We start from the raw sequence: 20,118 nt of genomic DNA, 5'->3' as shown, positions 1-20,118 counted from the left end.
TAGAGAGATGGATAGCGTCTGTTAGCCGTCAGCTGCTTCCAGGCTCACGGTATCGGTTGGTGTGAGTGTCGGGATGTACCGTTCCGCCACTCCGGTCGACGAGCCGGCTACGTTCGTGCTCGCCTCGCCGATCGTGATGTTCTGCACCGGGGCGATCACGTCGGGCGTGGCGACCGTGAGGCTCTGGTCGCCCGTCGGGTGGAACGACCGGATCGTCTCCTCGAACGTGATCGTGACGGTCTCACCGCTTTCGACCGTCGCGGTGGTGGCGTTGACGATGAACGTCTCGTTGTCCGCCATGATGTCGGCGGCCGGGTCGGTCACGTTCTCCCCGATCCGGAGCTGGAACTCCGCATCTTCGGCGGTCTCGACGCCGAGATTCGTCACGTTGACGTCGATGCTGAACTGTTCGCTGATGTTCAGGGTCCCCGGGGCCGTGAAGCTCTCGTTGGTGAGGTAGGTCGTCTCTTCGGGAGTGAGTGAGACGCCCGTATCGCCCGCCGACGCCGACGTGTTGTCCGTCGCGTACGCGACGCCGTCGGGCGTGACGACGGTGTGGTCGGTCCCGGTCGGGACGTCTTCGATCGTGAACTCGCCGTCGGAATCGGTGTAGGTGGCGAGTCCGGTCCCCTTGAGGCCGACGGTCGCGGCCTCGACCGGCTCACCGCTGTGTTCGCCGACGACCGTCCCTTCGATCGTCGTGGTCGAGACGTTCAGCAAGTCGTTCGCCTCCGAGAGCGTCACGCCGTCGTAGGCGTAGGCCGGGACGCTCCCGTTCTGATTCGCGTAGACGAAGTAGCCCGAGAACGGGTTCACGGTGGCGTTCTCGACGCTATCGCCGGGCAGGCTGATCGCGGATCGGTCGAGGTCCTCGCCGTGGACCATGCCGCTTTCGGGGTCGGCGAAGACGTCGAGGACGGCCGACGGGTCGGCCGAGCCGTCGAAGACATCGCCGACGTGGGCCTGCTGGGACGGCGCGATGAAGTTCCAGCCTTCGCTCAGGTGACCCACGCCGGGCGTGGGCGTCTCGACGTCGCCAGCCGGGCCTTCGAAGTAGACCTGTGCGACCGAGTCGTTCTCGGTCACGACGACGACGGCGTCGAGCGGCTCGAGTTCGTCGTCGGCGCTCGCCTGCGTCCACTCGTCCGCTGTCGCGTCGAACGCCCAGACGACGCCGTTGGTGTCGTCCGGGAGCATGTCACCGACCGTCATGTCGGAGACGCCCGGGACGCCGATCGCCGTCGGTTCGTTCGCGTTGACGTGGAACGCGTACTCGGTACTCGCCGCCAGCTCGGCGTCGAGTTGCTGGATGGAGCCGTCAGCCGTCGAGGCTTCGGTGATCTCTTTGGTCCCGTACTGCGGATGGTCGACCACCATCAACCACTCCGTCGGCGATCTGTCGCCGACGTCGATCGCGTACTGGCCGTTCTCGTCCGTCGTCACCTGGCCCACCGTTTCGCCCGTGGTGAAATCGACGAGCCGAACCTGCGCGGCTTCGACTGGATCGCCGTCGGCGTCGGTGATCGTGCCGGCGACAGGGCCGGCGCCGCGGATCAGGAGCGGTGCGGTCTCGATGGTCATCAGCCCACCGCTCATGTTGTACAGCGCAATCCCCTGTTGGGCCTGGCCGGCGCCGAGAAGGCCGCCCGCACCACTTATCGGATAGGTCCCCTCGTAGCTCTGGCCCCCTTCGAGCGTGATCGTTTCGAGCTGGGCTGAGCCCCCGGTCTCCGCGTTCGCGACCTGCAGGACGGCGGTGAACTGGGCCGTCTCGTCACCGTGGTTGGTGACGGTCATCGTCGGCGAGATGGTTCCGTCGAGGTCGATCGCGTCCTGGAACTGGACGTCGAGCGAGACGTTCGCCTCGCTCGCCTCGCCGAGCGTCTCGGTCGGCCCAGTGGTCACAGATATCGGATCTCCAACGCCGGCAAACGTATGGTTCAGCCCGACCGGCGGACCGGAATCGGTCACCGCCCCAACCTCGACCTCGACGCCGAGGCTTCCGTTGAAGGTGGTGACGTTCTCGTTGCCCGCGACGTCGACCGTCTGGCCGAGTCCCACGTCGGTCGCGATGACGGATGGGTTCGATGCCTCCGTCGTGTTCCAGACGGTCACGTTCTCAATCAGTACTGGATCGACGCTGTCTGCGGTCAGGTTGACGCTGTACTCCTGTAGATTCGCCACCCGCGTATCGACCATGAACGAACTGTTCGACCCGACGACGTCGGGCTGGTCGGTCGTGACCTCGGCCCCGACGGTGTCCTCGAGCGTGAGCGTCAGGTCAGTGTCGCTCGTGATCTCGGTCATCGTGACGTTCATCCCGTAGCCGAACGTCGTCGAGGCGAAGCCGTACTCGCCATCGGCGAACGTCTCGACGACTTGCCCGTTACCGTCGGTGAAAGCAACCATCCCGTTGCCCGTCTCGTTGTTGACCATCTCGACCGGGAGGTCGGGCATCGGGGTGCCGGAGGCGTCCTCGACGGTCACCGTCACCGCGTTCCCGCTGTTACTCACGTTCGCGACCGCCGCCTGGGCGTCGATGATGCCGTGACCGTAGCGACTGTCCTGGTCGCCGATCGACGTCGCGGCGTCCGTCGCGTACTGCGACGGCGGCTTCATCGCCTCGGCCTCCAGCGTCTCCTTGATCTCCGAGACCGTGAGGTCCGGGTTCGCCGCGCGCATCAGGGCGACCGTCCCCGAGACGTGCGGTGCGGCCATGCTCGTCCCGGAGTAGGCGTCGCTGTAGCCGCCGCCCGGCACGGAACTGTAGACGTCGACGCCCGGCGCGGCGACGTCTGGAACGATGTACTCGTCCGGCCACTCGGCCGGCGCACGGTAGCCGTACGCCGTGGCTTTCTCGACCTTCTCGCCGCTTGAGAAGGTCGCGATCCCATAGTTCGAGTTCGACGCCCCGACCGAGAACGACGTGTAGTCGTTGCCGGGCGTCCCGGTCGACCCCTCGCCCGAGTTGCCGGCGGAGGCGACGACGATCGAGCCCATCGAGTGAGCGGTGTCGATCGCGTCGATGAACACGGTCGAGTACGTCGTTGCACCCAGGCTCATCGAAATAACGTCGACATCCTCGCTCGCCGCCCACTGCATCCCGGCGAGGATCTGGGCGAAGCTCCCCGACCCGCCGGGGATCACGGCACCGGCGTACAATTCCGCGTCAGGGGCCACCCCGATGTGGGTGGCGTTTTCCGCGCCGCCGAGGACCGTCCCGGCCACGTGGGTCCCGTGGCCGCTCGAATCGGACGGCGGCTCGCCGGTTATCATGCCGCTCTCGTTGAAGTGCGCCCAGTTTGTCTCCGCATCGAAATCGGCGAACTCGGGGTGATCCGCGTCCAGCCCGGTGTCGAGCACCGCGACGGACGCCCCATCGCCGGTCACGTTGAACTGTTCCCAGGCCTCGTGGGCGCGGATCTGTTCGAGGCCGTACGTGTACTCCTCTGCGTCGGCCGAGACGAGGCCGGTCTCGCCGTCGAACGGCGCCGGTTCGTCCTCGCCGTCTCCGACGAACTCGAGACCACCCTCCTCCGAGGCGTCCGCGGTCACCTCGAAGTTTTCGTACAGTCCGGTGACGCCCTCGACGGTCGTCAGTTCTTCGAGTGCGACCCGGTTTGTGTCGACCTCGATGAGAGCGACGTTTGCGATCCAGAACTGATTCAGCACCTCGACGCCGGATCGCTCGCTCGCGAACGTTTCGAGCGGCGCTTGCGTCTCGGCCGCTTCGCGTTCGAGCGCCGCTTGCGTCGCCTCCGTGGCTGCCGACGCGAACGACGACGTCTCGGCGTCCATGCTGACCATCACCTCGATGGTCTCACCGCCCGATGCGTGCTGGCTTAGCGCCGAATCGATCGTCACATCATCTCCGGACTGCGTCTGTACCTCGTCGACGGAGAGTGGCGAGTCACTCTCCGTCTCCTCGCCGTTGGCCGTGTTTGTCGTTCCTCCCGTCGCCATCGCGACCGGCGATACCATCATCGCCAGTGCCATGAGAACGATAAACCCGGTCCAGATTCGCCTGCCTGACATAGGTACGTCGACCCGAACTGCTAACTGGAATGACTTATAAGTTTCTCCCACAATCTACTTAATTTGATAATGCGTGCGACAGTTTATACTACCCAAATCACAAGTGATGGGGGGATGGTCTTTAGTGCGCACTCTCCATAGACGTTCTCTGTCACTTACACGTCGGAGGCGCCGAAATCGGTGGGGCGCCGTCTCGGCCTCGCACCCGTATCAGGTTACGCTACAGCGCGTCGGTCGACACCCTGGCCGGTCGAGTCTCATCGCGCTATACTATCGGACCGAAGCCATTGGCAACGCGATCCGCTCTCGGCGCCCGTCCCGGTCGGTGACGGGCGGCCCGGATCGATCGAAGCACGAACCAGTTCGTCCGTTGGGAGACGAATTGAAACCGGCGACCGTGGCAGTCGCTCTCCCCGATTCGAGACGGTGGGCGTTCGGAATGGACTGGGCGGGGCACGTTCCCCTCGGCCAGTGGCCGCGGCGCTTTATCGCCGCCAGAGACGACACGGACAGCTACGTTTGCGAACATTCGGGGTACGACGATGGCGGTCGCGTTTGGCTCCCGCTCGCGTGGCGTCGGTATCGAGTCCCCCTGTGTTCGGGCAGACTGCAGCGAAGCGACGACGAGCGGGACGTCTCGAGCGCGGCGACCGACGGTTTCGGTCAGCAAAACGGATACAAATCGAGCACAGTCGACGGTCCTCCACGGCAAAACTGACCCGGTCGGTCAGTCGCTCTGGATGCGAGGCGCCAGCATGTAGGTGACCTGGCCCTGTCCCTCGGCGAAGCCGTAGTAGAGCTTGATGGGGAACTCCTCGCCGAGGTCCGCGGTGACCTCCGCGTCGGCGGGGATGGCCTTATTCATGTCCTTCAGGTAGTCGAGGCTGAACAGGGAGTGAGCGTCGCCGGCTTCGAGGTCGATCAGCTCGTCGTCGGTGAGTTCGAGGTGGACGTCGTCGGTGTCGCCTTCCGCGTCGACGTAGAACTGCTTCTCGCTCGCGTCGACGCCCAGGGCGATGTGATCGGAGACCATGTCGGCGGCCTTGACCGCCCGGTTGACGTCCTTGCCCTCGAGGACGATCCGCGCCGGCAGATCGAGATCCGGAATGTCCGGTTCCTGGCGGATGGAGTCGGGATCGATCAGCGCGAGCGTGTACTCCAGCCCCTCGATCTGGGCGTGGAGTTTCCGCGTCTCCTCGTCGAGTTCGAGCTGGATCAGCTGGCCGGATTCGGCCATGCTGGCGATATCTTCGAGCCGGGAGAGGTCGACGCCGATGAGGCCGCCGTCGGCCTCGTAGGACTCGAACGCGTCCGCGTCGAGGGAGAGATCGACCATGCCCACGTTCGCCGGGTCGACCGCGCGGATGCGGAGACCGTCCTCCTCGAGGTGGATCTTGCACTCCTCGACCAGCACGCTCACCGAGTCCAGCGCGCTGGAGAGCGTCTCCGCGCTCACGATGGCCTTGAACATATGGTCGGGGTACGGACGAATCACATAAAAAGCCCATCGGTCTCGTCGCACCGACGGCGCGGCGGCGCTCTCGCGACTGTTGCGATCGACCGCGGGTTCGCCAGCCCCGGCGATCGGGCCGAGGACGATCCACTCGGTTTCACCGTCCTTGCACACTGCGGGCAGAGCTTTACCCGGGCTATCGGCGTACGATTCGTCATGGACGAATCAGGGGCGACTCCGACGGGGACGAAACCGGACGAGGACGCGCCGACGGTCGCGCTCGGGAAGTCGGTCTACGACGAGGGAGGGACGGTCCTCGGAACCGTTCGCGGCGTCGACGACGACGGATTCTACGTGACCACCCGGGACGGGATCGACTCGCTGTCGGTCGAACACGTCCGCTCCGGGCAGGCCTTCGGCGAAGCCGAACTGATGTGGCGCTGTACGGTCTGCGGCGAGATGGGCGAGATCAGCGACGGACTGCCGGCGACCTGTCCGAACTGCGGGAGCGAAAAGGAGGAATTGATGTACTGGACGGAGGACTGAACCCGGCCGCCCGCAGCAATTTCGATTCGGCCCTTCCGCGTTGGTCCGTCGTCGGACAGCGCTCGTCCCGTCTCCGTCCGGCCGGCTTCGGCCCCGTTCGCCGGATCGGCGTCCGTCGCGAATCCGAGAGTATTATTGAGTGGCCGCGCGAGGATCCCGCATGGATATCGTCGTCTTCGGCGCTGGCAGCCTCGGGAGCCTCGTCGGCGGGTTGCTCGCGCGCGAACACGACGTGACGCTCGTCGGACGCGAACCCCACGTCGCCCGGATCGAGCGCGAGGGGCTCGTCGTGGAGGGTCGGATCGACGCACACGTCCACCCGCGGGCGACGGCCGACGGGTCGGGACTGGCGGCCGACCTCGCCGTCGTGACGGTCAAATCGTTCGACACCGGCGCGGCCGGCGCAACGCTCGCGACCGGCTCGTACGACGCGGCGCTCTCGCTGCAGAACGGCATGGGCAACGAAGCGACGCTGGCCGACCACCTCTCGTGTCCGGTTCTCGCCGGCACGGTGACCTACGGGGCGGTGCGGTCTGCTCCTGGTCGCGTCGAGTGCACGGGCGTCGGAACGGTCACCTTGGGCCCCCGTCGAGGCGGGGCGACCCCGCTCGCCGACCGAATCGGGATCGCGTTCGAGACGGCGGGGATCGCGACGACGATCGCTCCGGACATGCCGCGTCGGCTGTGGCGGAAACTCGCTGTGAACGCGGGCATCAATCCGGTCACCGCACTTGCCCGGGTCGAAAACGGTGCGACACTCGAGTCGCCCGCCCGCGATCTCGCCGCGGACGCCGCTCGCGAGACGGCCCGCGTCGCACGGGCCGAGGGTATCGACCTGTCCGACGACGAGGCGCTCGAGGCCGTCGAGTCGGTCGCCCGCGCGACCGCCGACAACCGCTCGTCGATGCTCCAGGACGTCGACTCCGGGGCGCGAACCGAGATCGGAGCCATCTCGGGGTACGTCGTCGAGCGGGCACGGGCGACAGGCATCGACGTCCCGACGAACCGTACGTTGGCCCGCGCGATTCGAGCCTGGGAGCGTGGCCGCAACGTCCGATAGGAATGCGACGGCCCCAGGGCCCACCCGGGCCGACCCATCGCTGAGCATTGGTCCGACGGCCCCTCACTCGCCGAGGCACGTTGTGGCGTCGCTTATCGCTTGGTTGCCCGCACGCAGAGGAAGACTGGATACCTCGACTCTTTCTCGTATCGTTCCGGTCGTAGTTTCTCGAACGCCTCGGTCGGCTGGGGCTCGACGATCCTGTCCAGTTCGAAGTCGGCATCGAGGACCGGATTGAGGATCGCTGCGAAGGGGCGTCGGTAGTACGGAACCTCGACGTCCCACGATTTCGTCAACATCTCTATCTCGAAGTAGTTCTCGGCCTCGTCGTTTTCTGGCGGAAACTGGTCGACGGGATGGCCAGTCGAGAGTACGAGGAAGCCACCAGATGTGAGGATCCGAGCGAACTCGGAAAGCACCTGGTCCCACTCTTTGACGTAACTGAGTGCGAGTGCGCAAACGATACCGTCGAACGAATCGGTGTCGAGGAAATCGAGCGGCGCTCCCAAATCGGCCTGCTCGAATCGTGCCCGGTCGCCGACCGCCTCGATCGCATGACTGAGCATCTCCTCGCTCCCGTCGATTCCGAGGACGTCAGCGCCCTGTTCGACGAGCCACGAGGTATATGCGCCAGTCCCACAGCCCGCGTCAAGGACACGCTTTCCCTCCACATCGGGAATCAACGACGACGTCGCGGGAAACTCCAGTTCCGCATTATAGGCGTTTGTTCGGACGTCCGCCGCGTAGGTATCTGCCAGTTTATCGTACGCGTCCGTCGCGATCGGATCGTCCTCGGCAGTCATGTTTGGGTTAGTACAGGTGGGTAAAAGAACGCTCCTGTTCGGGGACGGGGCCACGCCGATTACTCACGACAGAACTCGGTCCGAGGAATACGACCGATGACCTGTGACGATTCAGCCAGCAACCGCCATTTTTGATATAGCGTCATGAGATTTACTATATGAATGGGGCTCGCTTCCGCGCCTCGCTACGAACTCCGCTGGTGGCTGTTTCGCCGCCGCGTGCGATCGTCGGATGTCGTTACGACCGCCTCAACAGTGACGGGGCAGAAGAGTTGTCGTCCAGGGGGTCGGCCTACTGTCGACCGAAAGTGTTCAGCTCGGCTCGCCAGGACTTGTCGCTTCGTTCGGGGTCCGCCGCGAGGTAGTCCGATAGTGCCCTAGGCGCGTCACTATCGAACGACTCGTCCGATCCCATCGGTCGAACTGGTGAGGGGGCAAATTGAGTCCGAGAATCCGACCGTGTCTAACCGGGGCCGTACCCGTCGGATGCGGGGCTGGCTCTGATTCGGTCACACTGATTCGAACGCGATTCGGGTGGGATTGATATGAACGGCTGATTCCGTGCTGACCGCTTGGTCGGTCCGCTCGATTCGCAGGTGGTGGGCCAGGGCGGATGTCGGGTTACCTTCCACTCCGCTTGTTGTAGACGGCCGGCTCTCTGTGCGGCGATCGGGAGTACGAACCGGCGTGTCGGCAGCCACCGATCCGTCCGTTCGGACTACGAGGCTCGCGACGCGGGTCGGGGCCGCGATCGGCGCCGAACCCAGTTCTCGTCACCGTATCGCCCTCGATAAATCCCATCGCGCGATACGGAATTCGGAAGTGTGCGGTAAAACGGTCCCTGATCGAGACGAGGCTGGTGGCGCGATCGAGAGACACGGGCCAGGTCAGTTGCACCGCTCGTCGTCGAGCGTAACTGACACCTCGAGTACTTCGACGGAACTGGGGGCAACAAGTGTGAATCGGACGCAATCGACGCCGACCGAATTCGTCGATCGGGTGCGCCCGACGAGCACCGCGGTCCGATCGGCAGGCGAACCGCAGCGGCTCGTACGGTGTACTACGTTGCGGATCGAATAGCCGATTTAGAAGGGGGCCTGCGGGCCTTCGTCGTCCTCGCCGTCGTCGACCGTTTCGCCGGGGAACGACGGACTCGGGGCGCCACCACCCATGCCGCTACCGCCGTCCATGCCGGTGCTGGCGTTGACCTTCGTGATCTCCGGGATCTCCTTCACCATGCGGCTCTTGATCGCCTGGATCGTCATGGGCGAGATACCGCAACCGCTGCAGGCGCCACCCAGTGCGATCGAGACCTCGCCGCTCTCGCGGTCGATGTCCTGGATCGCGGCGCTGCCGCCGTGCATCTGGATTTGCGGGAAATTGCGTCGCAAGAAGTTGGCGACGCGCTCTTCGAGGTCGTCTTCCTCCTGTGTCTCCGTACTCATATCATCCCGTTGGGTTCGTACCTCCTTAGGCCTTCCGTCGAGGGTGTTCGGCCTTGCCGGTGTGTCAACGATACGCGGTGCCGGCCCGGGCGGTCACGCGAAGTCGAAGACGCGGGCCAGTTCCCGTTCGATCTCCTCGACGTGGAGCTCCAGTAGCTGCTCGAACCGGTCTTCGTCGACGAGCACGCCCTGCAACCGATCGTACGGATCGTCCGGTAGCTCGACGCGGAACTCGCCGTCGCCCTCGTAGACGGGTTCGCTCTCGTTCAGCACTTGCTGGTCGATCGCGTGGACCAGCTCGGAGTCGTACTGGTCGTTCATTCGGTTGAACGCGTTCTTGTACGCCTGCTGGAGCTCCGGGAAGTAGTTCGCGTACTTGTCCTCGAATTGGTCCGGGTCGAACTCGGTCATCGGGTGTCAGTTTGCACGGAACGGCAAAAAGTCGGCCGATCGTCCGCCTCCGTGCACGCGCGAGAACGAACCGGCGCGACGGTCGCATACGCAAGCCGAATCGGTTTTCACTCCGGTCGCATCGACCTCAGCATCGATGTCGTTCGAGTGGGAGCCGCTGCCGTCCGAATGCATTCCGCCGGGCTGGTGCCTGGTCAACGAGACCCCGGATCGCATCGTCTATCGCTGCGCCGAATCGGGGCTGCGGTTGGAGGCGGTGCGAACCGCGGCCGACCACGTCGACCCATCTCTCGGACTCTGTCAGTGCTGGGAGCTGCGCCTTGGCTACTCGATTGGAGAACGGGATAGCATCGATCCCCTCACCAGGGTGTCGAGTCGCCGAGAACTGTGCGACGAGTTGCGCTCGATTCTCGACCGATTGAGCGCACACGCGCCGACCGTTTCGGATCCGCTGTCCGTGCTCGGGCGAATCCGCGAACGGTACAGCGATCAGTCGGATTCGCCGCCCCGGTTTTCCTGACCCCGACGGCCAGGGCGGACGGTTCGTTGCTGCGTTCCGGCTCGCTCCACCGGTGCCAGCCGCACACGGTGTCTGACCGGATCGACGGCACACATACAAATCACTTGACTGTTGTCGGTCGCTCGGACCGCAAGCCCGATTTCTGTATCGCAGTATCGGATACATCGGATACGTGAGGGGGATGACCGGCGCCGACGAACGTCGACCGGCCGTCGATGCGGTGGAGCGGTCGAACCGCAAGGGCAGGCCCGTGAAATCGGCCGCGTCTGCCAGCTGAGAGGTGTATCTGAGGTGGGGCTCCGGCGAAAATTCGTTCGATGGGATTCAGTCCTCCTGCTACGTCCTACCGCTGGGGGCGACGCCCGGTTTTGTTCGTCCACGTACGGACAGGTGCATGTCTGCCGTCACCGACCGGTCCGAATTGGCGAACGGGCTGTCTGATCTCCCGGGCCGACACTCATTTCGTGGACGAACCGGTCCATCGGACGGCTCATCCGATGTTTCGGAGCCCCTCGGTCGGTGGTCTGCTACTATCGACTGGTCGCCGTGGCGTCGAATCAAACGATTCGCACACCGGGACGTTCTTGCGGTGACGCCGGGCCGTGGATACCGGTTGTGCGCTCGTGCGAGCGCTCGCGTGAGGCAGAATACCCTCGGGGTGTTCGTGGGTTTTCGCGATCGCACGACTCCCTCTCCCTCCTCGGCTTAAACGATATATCGTATATCGCGATATGGAATTCCTTAGTTCGGCCGATCTGACGGCAGATTCGCATTGCACCACGGCGGTGGGGGACGCCTTCTGGTTGTTCACCGTTCGGATTGCCGGGCGCTCGATCGGGGCAATAATCCCTTCACAGAGACCGGCCGAGCGTGGCTGAAACGATCCGTCGTTCGATCTCGATGGCCGACTCCTCCTCCCGAACGGCAGGTTCTGCCGGGACCTCCTTTCGCGTCTGCCTGCGAGAATCTCGCACGGCACTACCGCTGGCGGACCGCTACGGTAGACTCGCGAAGCGATCGATGATCCGGGAACGGGATCGGGTGGCGCGCCCTCCTGCGCGTGAGGTATTGGGTTGCTGTCCACGCGGTGCCGCCTCGCCCGGTTCGACAGTGACGATCGACTCCGTCAGGACCGTTCGACTCGACCGATATCGGATCGGGAGAACCGTTCCCCCGGTCTCTCCGGTTCGAACGGGTACCGAATGCGGGCTGATCGGTCGAGCGACGGCCGGTCTCTATCCAGGCGGTGGACCGAACTGACTTTTCGTGACTTCCGCTGAGCTGCACCCGGCTCGAGGCGTATCACCGCCGCCCATCCACGACCGCCGAGCGATGCGCCGGTAGTCCCTACGGATCGGAAACCCGATGGTCCTGCGATCGTCGGTGTCGCCGGCTACACGAGCTGCGTCGAACGAACCCTCGTCATTTCTGATCGGATTGGCGACCCGAAGACATCGGATCGTATGCTCGAGCCGGCAGCTGCGAATTCAATATCGCATTACAGAGTTTACCTTATAAGTTGGCGGCAGGCGGTCGCGTTTCGGACGGGCAGCTCAGCGCCTCGGGCGACGGCGATCGCCGTCACGCACCGTCGTCGTTTTCGGCGGGCTGGAAATAACAAAATTGAAAGCCTCCGGCGGGGTGTGTACGACCGAATGGGTATCTTCTCGTCCCGACGGGATCGATGGCGCGCTCTGGGACTGCTCTGTCTCCTCGCGCTCGCGTTCGGGGCCTTGTATTTCCTCGTGCGTGAATTCGCGCCGTTCGTCTTCGACGCCGACGCCTTCCGTTCCTGGATCGACGGCTTCGGCGTACTGGCGCCGCTCGTCTTCGTCTTCGTCCAGGCGCTGCAGGTCGTCGTCGCGCCGATCCCGGGGCAGGTCCTCGCGTTCGCGGCCGGCTACGTGTTCGGTCCAGTCGCCGGGACCGTCTACAGTTTGACCGGCGTCCTCATCGGTAGCGCCGTCGCGTTCTCGATCGCCAAGCGCTTCGGTCGGGGCTTCGTCGAGAGCATCCTTCACGACGACGTCGTCGCTCGATTCGACGGATTCGTCGACACCGTCGGGATTCCGGGCCTGCTCGCGTTCGTCCTCGTTCCGGGGCTCCCCGACGACGCGATCTGTTTCCTGGCGGGGTTGACGAAGTGGTCGCTGCGAACGTTCCTGCTCGTAATCGCGGTCGGTCGACTGCCGGCGTACGTCTTTACGGTGTACGCGGGCGGGGAATTCGCCAACGGACGGATCACGTACGCGTTCGCTATCGTCGCGATCATCGTTCTGGCGTCGGTCGTCGGTTACCGACGCCAGGAGACGATCCGCAACGTCGTCGAGCGACTCGAACTCCGACTGCCGCTGTGAGTCACGCGTCGAGCTGGTCGCCGATCAACCGATCGGCGTGTTCGATGAAGTCTCCCTCCCGCCCGGCGGGGACCGTCGCGCCGGCGGCGACGTCGTGACCGCCGCCGTCGCCGTCGACTGCACGGGCGGCCTCGCCGAGGACGGCGCCGAGGTCGAGCCCGCGACGAACGAGCGCGTGGGTCCCTCTGGCGGAGACCTTCACGGCGTCGGCCTCGTCCCGTTTTGCGGCGAAGGCGACGATCGGCCGGTCGCGGTCGATCCCGGCGTTGCCCAGCGCCATGCCGGCGACGATGCCGACGATGGTCTCCCTGATCCGATCGCCGGCGTGGAACCACTGGAGGTTCTCCGCCGGGGTGACGCCCTCGTTCGTCACCAGGTCGATCCCCTCCGAGAGGTTGCGCCGGTGCGAGCGAAGGAGCGAGCGAGCGCGCTCGAGCGCGCCGTCCCGATCGCCCAGGCAGACCGCGAGCCCGACGTCTGCGCGCTCGTATCGGGCGGTCGCGTTGAGTAGCGTGGAGAACTCGCTCGCGTCGCGGAGTTCGGTGCCGATCGATTCGGCGGCGAGGTGGTAGCTGGTTCCGACGAGGCCGTCGATCTTCTCGGCCGGAACGCCCCGCGAGACCGCGCGCTGTAAGAGTGCGCTGGCGACGGTCTGTTTCTCCGCGGCGTCGAGGTCGGCCCAGCGACGCCACTCGCCGTCCTCGCGCAGGTCGATGTCCAGCCCGTCGAGGAAGCGGACGGCGCCGGACTGGTCGTTCGAGATGCCCGGGATGCGGACGTCGGTCGCGTACTCGAGCAGTTTCGGGAGCGGCCGTGTCTGCGTGCCGTACAGCGCGAGGTCGGTCGCCGTTTCGAGGACGCCGGCTTCGACGCCCTCCGCGACGATCGCCTCGTTCGCCCCCCGGAGCTGCCCGCTCGAGGCCTGCATGTCGCCGACGGCGCCGACGACGGCGAGGGCGGCCAGATCGCGGTTGTCCGCCCTGGCGGTCGCGGCGACGGTCCCGCCGTCGGTCATCGCGTCGGTCGCTGGGGCGCGGTCGATTTCGTCGGCCAGCGCCCGCGCGACGAGGTAGGTCGTCCCGGCGCCCGAGAGTTCGCTCGCGCCGTCGAGCCCCTCGAGGAGCGGGTTGCAGTGGTACTCGGCGTCGACGTCGGCGGGCTGGTGGTGGTCCGCGATCACCGGCGTGAACCCGCATTCGTCGGCGGAGGCGTCGATGACGTCGAGCTGGCCGCTGCCGAAGTCGGTGAACCAGACCGTCTCGTAGTCGGCGGCGCCGATCCGCGCGACGGCGGCCTCGTCGAGTTGCTTCTCGAAGACGACCTCGAACGGGATCGCCGCCCGTTCGAGTGCGCTCGCGGCGACCGCGGCGCTCGTGAGCCCGTCGGCGTCGATGTGGGAGGCGAGCAGGACGCGGTCGGCGTCGGCCAGGCGCGTTGCGCACGCCGTCGCGCGTGACCCGAGTTCGGGAACCGGACCTGCCATCGCTCTCCTGTGGACCGGCTTCGCTCTTAAACCCGCGGATGGGCGGTCGGATGCGGGCACTCGCCGCGTCGTCCTCAGAGCGCGAGGACGAGGTGCTCGCCGTCGCGTTCGTAGGTCGTTCCGAAGGGAGCCGAGCGCTCGCGCATCGTTTCGCGGAGCCAGGCGGCTTCGCCGCTCGCGGCTCGCCTGACCGTCTCGTCCTCGATGACGGCAGGGACGAGGCGGCATTCGACCGGGGCGCCGTCCTCGGCGAGGCCGACCTCGAAGAGGAACGTCCGGTCGTTTCGGAGGTCGTCCTTGATCACGTAGTCGTCGACGATGTCGCCCGTATCGTGGAGGATCAGCCCGTCGCGATAGCGTTCGACGCCCTGGACGACGTGGGCGCTGTGGCCGTGGACGAGGTCCGCGCCGAGTTCGATCAGCCAGCGGTGGAACGCGGCGAGGTCGTCGTCCGGGTAGACGACCCAGTTCGGTCCGAGGTGGACCGACGCGACCAGCAGGTCCGGATCGAGCGTCAGCGCGCGCTCGATGGCCTCGCGAACGATCCGCCGGGTCCGCTCGTTCGCCGGATCGGATTCGACGTAGGCCGTCCCGGGCCGGTCCTCGCGAACGCCGTACTCGGCGTAGTGGTCGGCGAACGAGACCGCGGCCGCGGTGGCGTCGCCGGCGGCGAACGTCGCCGGTTCGTAGACGGCGGCGGGCGTCTCGCCGGCACCCGCGTTCGCGATGCCGGCGTCGTCGAGCGCCGCGACCGTGTCGCGGAGGGCGACGGGCCCGAAGTCGAGCAGGTGGTTGTTCGCGAGCGCGGTGCAGCGAACGTTGCCCGCGTCGAGTGCGGGAACGGCCCACGCGGGGTCAGCCCGGAAGTAGTACGCGCGATCGGGGAACCGCTCGCCGCGCGTCGAGAGACAGCACTCGAGATTGCAGCAGACGGCGTCGAGCGATTCGAGCCGGGGCCGCAGGTCGCTCCAGACCGCTGCCGGGTCGACCGCTGGCGAGCCGTAGCGGTCGTCGAGATTCCGTCCAAGCATCGCGTCGCCGGCGAAGCCGATCCACGTCGTCGCTCGGTCGGATCGGCCTGGTTCAGTCCGATCGCTCCGCGGGAGCGCACAGCCGGCGAGGGCGGTCGCTCCCGCGGTGAGGCCGGCGGTCGAGACGAATCGTCGTCGGGTCGGTGTCATGCGCGTCCGCTCGGTGGCGCTCCGTGGTCGCGTATCGGACGGGGCCGTCAAATATCGAGCGGTCGGATCCGACGAGTCGGGGCCGTCCGAGACCGCATCCCGTTCGCCGTTCAGAACCGTTCACCGAGATGAACGCGGTCGAACGGTCGTGTCGGTTTTATCGTCCCGGTCGAACCGTCGGTCTGCATGCCCCGTTCAGAGTCGACTGACGAGACGGCATCGCCCTCCAGAGACCAGGCGGATCCGAACCACGGAGCCAGCGACGGCTCCCGCCGAACCGACGATTCGGTTGCCGACGCGGACCGGGCCGACGAGGCGTCGTCGGTGCGTTCGCCGACCGATTCGGCCTGGCGACCGACGGTGCACGACGAGCGGGCGATCCGGACGACGACCACGGTCGTCCTGGGCGGCCTCTCGGTCCTCGTCGTACTCTTCCTGCTCAGCCTCTTACCCGGCGTCGACGCCGCGGGCCGCGCGTTCGCCGCGCTGGGCAGTGGCGTACTCGGCGTGGCGCTCGCGGCGACGATCGGCTACCTCGCGCTGGTCCTCCCGCGGCGCGTCCGCACCGCGTTCGACCTGCCGCGGGACGTTCGCGTGCCGGCCGCGTCGGCGCTCACCTGGGCGCTCACCCTGGTTGCCATCTTGACGCTCCACCGGGGCCTCGCTTCGCTGTACGGACTGCTCGACGGACCGACCCTGCTCTACGACGGGCCCTTCTTCCTGCTCGCGATCGGTCCCGTCGCGCTGGTCGCCCGGGCGCTGTGGCGCCTGATCGACCCGGCGGCGTCGCTCCTCTCGCGAAAACTCGCGGGCAGCCGGTAAGGGCTCACAGCCGGCCGGTCTTCTGGTCCGACGCCGAGAGTCGCATCAGGACCGGTCCCGTTCTCCGAGCACGTCGACGGTCTCTCGCGCCAGCGTCTCGAACGTCGCCTCGCTCGCCACCAGGTCGACGTCGATACCCGTCTCGACTGCGGTCTCGGCGGTCGGCTCGCCGATCGCACTCACCACGAGGTCGTCGAGCGCGTCGGCTACCGCGTCCCGGACGCCGCGTTCGGCGGCGGCTTCGAGGAAGTGTTCGACCGTCAGCGACGACGTGAAGCAGGCGGCGTCGAGGTCGCCGCGGGCGGCCAGCTCGGCCGACTCGCCGCTGTTAGCCGGTCGGACGAGGCGATACAGGACGGTCTCGGTGACGGTCGCGCCGGCGGCTTCGAGCCCGTCGAGTAGCACCTGGCTGCCGTGGTCGCTTCGAGCGACTTCGACGCTGGCCCCGTCGAGGTCGTACTCGCCCCGCAACGCGTCGACGAGGCCGCTCGACGTGTACTCCCCGGGGACGAGGTCGACCGGGTAGTCGTGCTCGCGCAGGACGTCGGCGGTGGCGGGCCCGATCGCACAGATAGTGGTCCCGTCCGGGTGCCAGCCCGCCTCGGCGGCGCACTCGACGCCGGTCTTGCTGGTCAGGACGGTGTAGTCGGCGCCCGTCCGCGGCGCGGCGCCGGTCGGCTCGACCGCCAGCATCGGATCGGGAACGGGCTCCGCGCCGAGCGCTTCGAGGCGGTTCGCGGCGCGCTCGATCCGCTCGTCGTCGGGGCGAAAGACCGCGACGCGCGGCCGGCTGTCGGTCATCTACTTTCCCTCCGGCAGGTCGTCGGCGTCCGGCACGGTATCGCTCGTCCCTTCGCCGTCCGCCGTGTCGTCTGCACTGGCGCCGTCCGCTCCGCCCTCGTCCGCCGCCTCTCCGTCTCGCTCACCCTCGCCTTTCCTGGCCGATTCGATCAACTCGGCGGCGCCGCGATCGGCGAGCTCGTGAGCGAACTCGCGCGCCGCGGTGGCGTGGGTCTCGATCGGCAGGTCGCGCGTCGCCGTGATCGACGTCTCGCCGTCGCGGTCGTAGACGGCGACGGCGGTGTGGACGTACTCGCCCTGAACGACGGCGTGGATGCCGAGCGGCGCGATGCAGCCGCCGCCGAGCGTCGCGAGGATGGTGCGCTCGACGGTGACCTCGACGCGGCTGCGCGGGTGGTCGATCGCCGACTGGATCTCGCGGGCTGTGTCGCCGTCGGTCGCCGTCACGCAGAGGGCGCCCTGGCCGGGAGCGGGTACGAACTGCTGGGTGGGGAGGTCCCGGAACGGGACGGCGCTCGCGAGGCCGCTGCGTTCCAGGCCGGCCCTGGCGAGGACGACCGCGTCGTACTCGGTGTCGACTTCGCGGCCGAGCGCCTGCTTTTCGAGCTCGGGCCGGTCGTCGAACCACTCCTCGACGGTCCGGTCGAACGCGGGCTCGAAGTCCTCCTCGCCGGCGTGGCCGTTCCGTTCCGTCTCGGCCTCGGTTCGCGCCTCGTGCTCGGCCTGGAGCCCGGGCGCGAGCAGCTTCTCGAGGCGGGTGTCGACGTTGCCGCGGATGGGTTCGACCGCGAGGTCCGGGCGAGCGGCGAGGAGTTCGGCCCGCCGACGCAGGCTCGACGTGCCGACGGTCGCGCCGCGGGGGAGTTCGTCGATCGTCGACCCGTCGGGCGTCGCGAGGACGTCGCCCGGGTGGGCCCGCTCGGGGACGGCGGCGGTGACGAGTTCCGACGGCTGTTCGGTGGGGACGTCTTTCAGCGAGTGGACGGCGCCGTCGCAGTCGCCGTCGAGGACGCGCTGGTCGAGCTCGCGGACGAAGGCGCCGGTCTTGCCGAGACGGTGGATCAACTCGTCGCGGATCTGGTCGCCGGTCGTCTCGACGGTGACGAGTTCGACGTCGTATCGCCGCTCTTCGAGCCGCTCGCTCACCGTCGCCGCTTGCCGCCTGGCGAGCAAGGACCCTCGCGTCGCGAGTCGTAGCGTCCCCCGTGATTTCATGGTCCCCTCTCCGGGGCGAGGGTACGAAAACGGCACGCTCTGGGCGCGTCGAATCCGTTCGGCCAGTCGACACGACCGGCGCCGACCGAGCGAACGGTGCCGGACCGCCGCGACGACCGATCGGTCGGCCCCCGCCGCGACGCGAACGGATCAGGCCCACCGAAACCCGTTTTTGGCTACCAGTCCACTGGCGAGGTATGGCACCGTCAATCCGGGATCCGTACCGCATCGGTATCGCCGTCGGGGTCGCGCTCGCGATCGTCGGCGTCGTCGCCTACGTCCTGCCGGAGGAGTCGCACTTCACGGCCCTCCTCCCGGCGGTACTCGGCGTCGGTTGCGTCTTCCTCGGGCGTCTCGGCCTCGCGACGGACCGCGACCGGCTGGCGACGTACGGGCTCGGACTGTTCGGACTGGCCGGCGCCGGGGGTTCGATGCGCGCCGCGGGCGACATCGTCACGCTCGTGACCGGCGGCGAGGTCGGCAGTACGATCGCGACCGTCGCGCAGGGACTGACGATCCTGTTCTCGCTGCTCTTGGTGCTCGTTGTCGCGGCCTCGGTGGCGTCGGATCGATAGCGCCGGGTATCGGGTTCGACGCTCGGTGGAGTGTTGTGATCCATGGTCGCGAGGCAGTCGTTGGCCGTCAGGCCTTTGCCCGCCCCGGCGAGAAGATGGTGACAAGATTCCTGTGCGTGAATCGATCGTCCAGCTACCGTTGTTTCTTGCGTTCGTCTATACGCCAGTGGTCTGCATCGGGACGCTGATCTCGCGGTTGGGGATGACAAGGGGCCATCTACTTCAATAACGGCGAGGCAATGTTTCACCCCAGACCCCACGAAGTCCTGCTGAATGGCACCTACGTAAGCCACACGAACATCATGGGGATCTCGAACCTTCGCTGAGGCCCGGAACCACGCTCCGGGTGACGGTTTCGGGCACCCCTGTTTCGGGACGGACCGCGTCCTAGTCCGGATCGATAGCGGAGGCGCGGCTCATGTTCGAGCTAGTATGACCACGCTTCCGGACTTGACGGGGCGAGGTGCGGCTCGATCGGTCGGTGACCCGACCCACGATCGCCGACGACGTCGGTCAGGGGAACTTCTCGTTCTCGTCAAGCTGGTACTTGCCGTCACCTGGTGGGGACCATTCCCACTTTTCGCCGAAGTGAAACTCGTGCAGCGCATTCGCGGTACATGCCGTCAGTTCGTGCTCGGGGTCTGGAATCTGTGAGGTGACCATCCAATGGTCTCCCGAGCAGGTATCGGCTGGGATTTTGTCCTGTTCCTGCCAGTAGGTAGCGTACCCTGTCGCCATAACCGAAGTTGTGTGAATGGGCGTTGGATCGGTATCCGGGACGTAGTAGGAATCGCCCATCGCATGATCGTTTTTGTATCCTGAAAGGGTCGTCTCGTTGAAGGTCATGCAGTGGACTGATTCGTGAACGGCGAAGTTGTAGCCGTGATCGTGGCCCGTCAAACTACCGCCGTACTCGTGAATGTGGTTTGAATTGACGTAGAATGAGGCATTTTCCCCGTGTTCTCGATCGGCGTTATAAAGCTTTCCATTCGCCCTCGCGGCGTAGAGATCTGAGTTCTTCGTGAGACAGACGTTGATCGCCCACGGCTCATCTGCGTAGTCCGGAAACCGCTCCTGAACGTCGTCGACGTGCTCGATCGGGTCAAGCGGCTCCCAGTCCGTTTGGTCGTCCACGTACACACTGTCCACGTATGGCATCCAGTCTTCCATCCACCTCGCGAGGTCTTCCAGACCGGCCATGGCACCCTCGTGAAAGTTATTGGAGGGGTCGGCGGTCGTGTCCCGCCGAACTCGGAATTTTAGATCCCGATACTCCCTCGAATCGTTTTCGTATGGACTCGTCGCTGCGGCCACACTCCCGGCCGCCCCGAGAGCGCCTGTTGCGATGATTGTGCTACTCGCCGAGAGGAACTTTCTACGTTCCATACAAATAAAAACACACTATTCTATC

16 protein-coding genes are annotated in these 20,118 nt (G+C 66.3%); 6 read left to right on the top strand and 10 right to left on the bottom strand.

The window, feature by feature from the left end; genetic code table 11:
• Positions 1–21: 21 nt before the first annotated feature.
• Together MXA07_RS00750 and MXA07_RS00745 are read right to left on the bottom strand one after the other, a co-directional pair.
• The gene (locus tag MXA07_RS00750) at positions 22–3,963 is read right to left on the bottom strand and encodes a S8 family serine peptidase (RefSeq protein ID WP_247730141.1); all 3,942 of its coding nucleotides are present in this window, start codon (positions 3,961–3,963) and stop codon (positions 22–24) included.
• Positions 3,964–4,762: 799 nt separating this feature from the next.
• On the bottom strand, positions 4,763–5,506 hold the full coding sequence (locus MXA07_RS00745; RefSeq protein ID WP_247730140.1) for a DNA polymerase sliding clamp: 744 nt from the start codon (positions 5,504–5,506) through the stop codon (positions 4,763–4,765).
• A gap of 198 nt (positions 5,507–5,704) precedes the next feature.
• Here MXA07_RS00745 and MXA07_RS00740 point away from each other — a divergent pair, with 198 nt between their 5' ends.
• Together MXA07_RS00740 and MXA07_RS00735 are read left to right on the top strand one after the other, a co-directional pair.
• Complete coding sequence (locus tag MXA07_RS00740) at positions 5,705–6,034, top strand: DUF7130 family rubredoxin-like protein (RefSeq protein ID WP_247730139.1); 330 nt, start codon at positions 5,705–5,707, stop codon at positions 6,032–6,034.
• 160 nt (positions 6,035–6,194) lie between these two features.
• Positions 6,195–7,094 carry a ketopantoate reductase family protein gene (locus tag MXA07_RS00735; RefSeq protein ID WP_247730138.1) on the top strand — a complete coding sequence of 300 codons (900 nt, stop codon included), beginning with the start codon at positions 6,195–6,197 and terminating at the stop codon, positions 7,092–7,094.
• 92 nt (positions 7,095–7,186) lie between these two features.
• Here MXA07_RS00735 and MXA07_RS00730 read toward each other — a convergent pair whose 3' ends face one another.
• The 3 genes from MXA07_RS00730 to MXA07_RS00720 all read right to left on the bottom strand — a co-directional run bounded on the left by MXA07_RS00730 (position 7,187) and on the right by MXA07_RS00720 (position 9,753).
• On the bottom strand, positions 7,187–7,951 hold the full coding sequence (locus MXA07_RS00730; protein WP_247730137.1) for a class I SAM-dependent methyltransferase: 765 nt from the start codon (positions 7,949–7,951) through the stop codon (positions 7,187–7,189).
• 1,031 nt (positions 7,952–8,982) lie between these two features.
• Positions 8,983–9,342, bottom strand: coding sequence for a NifU family protein (locus MXA07_RS00725; RefSeq protein WP_247730136.1), 360 nt, complete (start codon positions 9,340–9,342; stop codon positions 8,983–8,985).
• 93 nt (positions 9,343–9,435) lie between these two features.
• Positions 9,436–9,753 carry a DUF5783 family protein gene (locus MXA07_RS00720; RefSeq protein WP_247730135.1) on the bottom strand — a complete coding sequence of 106 codons (318 nt, stop codon included), beginning with the start codon at positions 9,751–9,753 and terminating at the stop codon, positions 9,436–9,438.
• 136 nt (positions 9,754–9,889) lie between these two features.
• Here MXA07_RS00720 and MXA07_RS00715 point away from each other — a divergent pair, with 136 nt between their 5' ends.
• The gene (locus MXA07_RS00715; protein ID WP_247730134.1) at positions 9,890–10,273 is read left to right on the top strand and encodes a hypothetical protein; all 384 of its coding nucleotides are present in this window, start codon (positions 9,890–9,892) and stop codon (positions 10,271–10,273) included.
• 1,655 nt (positions 10,274–11,928) lie between these two features.
• Positions 11,929–12,630, top strand: coding sequence for a TVP38/TMEM64 family protein (locus tag MXA07_RS00710; protein ID WP_247730133.1), 702 nt, complete (start codon positions 11,929–11,931; stop codon positions 12,628–12,630).
• 1 nt (position 12,631) lies between these two features.
• Here the strand turns inward: MXA07_RS00710 and recJ are convergent, their stop codons facing one another.
• Complete coding sequence (recJ, locus tag MXA07_RS00705; protein ID WP_247730132.1) at positions 12,632–14,113, bottom strand: RecJ family nuclease; 1,482 nt, start codon at positions 14,111–14,113, stop codon at positions 12,632–12,634.
• A 74-nt stretch (positions 14,114–14,187) separates the two neighbouring features.
• On the bottom strand, positions 14,188–15,294 hold the full coding sequence (locus MXA07_RS00700) for a CapA family protein (RefSeq protein ID WP_247730131.1): 1,107 nt from the start codon (positions 15,292–15,294) through the stop codon (positions 14,188–14,190).
• 186 nt (positions 15,295–15,480) lie between these two features.
• Here MXA07_RS00700 and MXA07_RS00695 point away from each other — a divergent pair, with 186 nt between their 5' ends.
• Complete coding sequence (locus MXA07_RS00695) at positions 15,481–16,116, top strand: hypothetical protein (RefSeq protein WP_247730130.1); 636 nt, start codon at positions 15,481–15,483, stop codon at positions 16,114–16,116.
• 45 nt (positions 16,117–16,161) lie between these two features.
• Here MXA07_RS00695 and MXA07_RS00690 read toward each other — a convergent pair whose 3' ends face one another.
• Complete coding sequence (locus tag MXA07_RS00690) at positions 16,162–16,917, bottom strand: uroporphyrinogen-III synthase (protein WP_247730129.1); 756 nt, start codon at positions 16,915–16,917, stop codon at positions 16,162–16,164.
• The gene (gene hemC, locus MXA07_RS00685; protein ID WP_247730128.1) at positions 16,918–18,132 is read right to left on the bottom strand and encodes a hydroxymethylbilane synthase; all 1,215 of its coding nucleotides are present in this window, start codon (positions 18,130–18,132) and stop codon (positions 16,918–16,920) included.
• Positions 18,133–18,329: 197 nt separating this feature from the next.
• Between hemC and MXA07_RS00680 the strand changes: the two genes are divergently transcribed.
• Positions 18,330–18,707, top strand: a complete 378-nt coding sequence (locus MXA07_RS00680) for a hypothetical protein (RefSeq protein WP_247730127.1) — start codon at positions 18,330–18,332, stop codon at positions 18,705–18,707.
• Positions 18,708–19,220: 513 nt separating this feature from the next.
• Here the strand turns inward: MXA07_RS00680 and MXA07_RS00675 are convergent.
• Positions 19,221–20,093: a hypothetical protein gene (locus MXA07_RS00675; protein ID WP_247730126.1), complete on the bottom strand. Its 873-nt coding sequence runs from the start codon at positions 20,091–20,093 to the stop codon at positions 19,221–19,223.
• Positions 20,094–20,118: the final 25 nt, after the last annotated feature.

Source organism: Halovivax limisalsi (assembly GCF_023093535.1).
Classification (GTDB): domain Archaea; phylum Halobacteriota; class Halobacteria; order Halobacteriales; family Natrialbaceae; genus Halovivax; species Halovivax limisalsi.
Note: the sequence above shows the minus strand (reverse complement) of the source record. Positions and strands in the feature narration are given on the sequence as shown.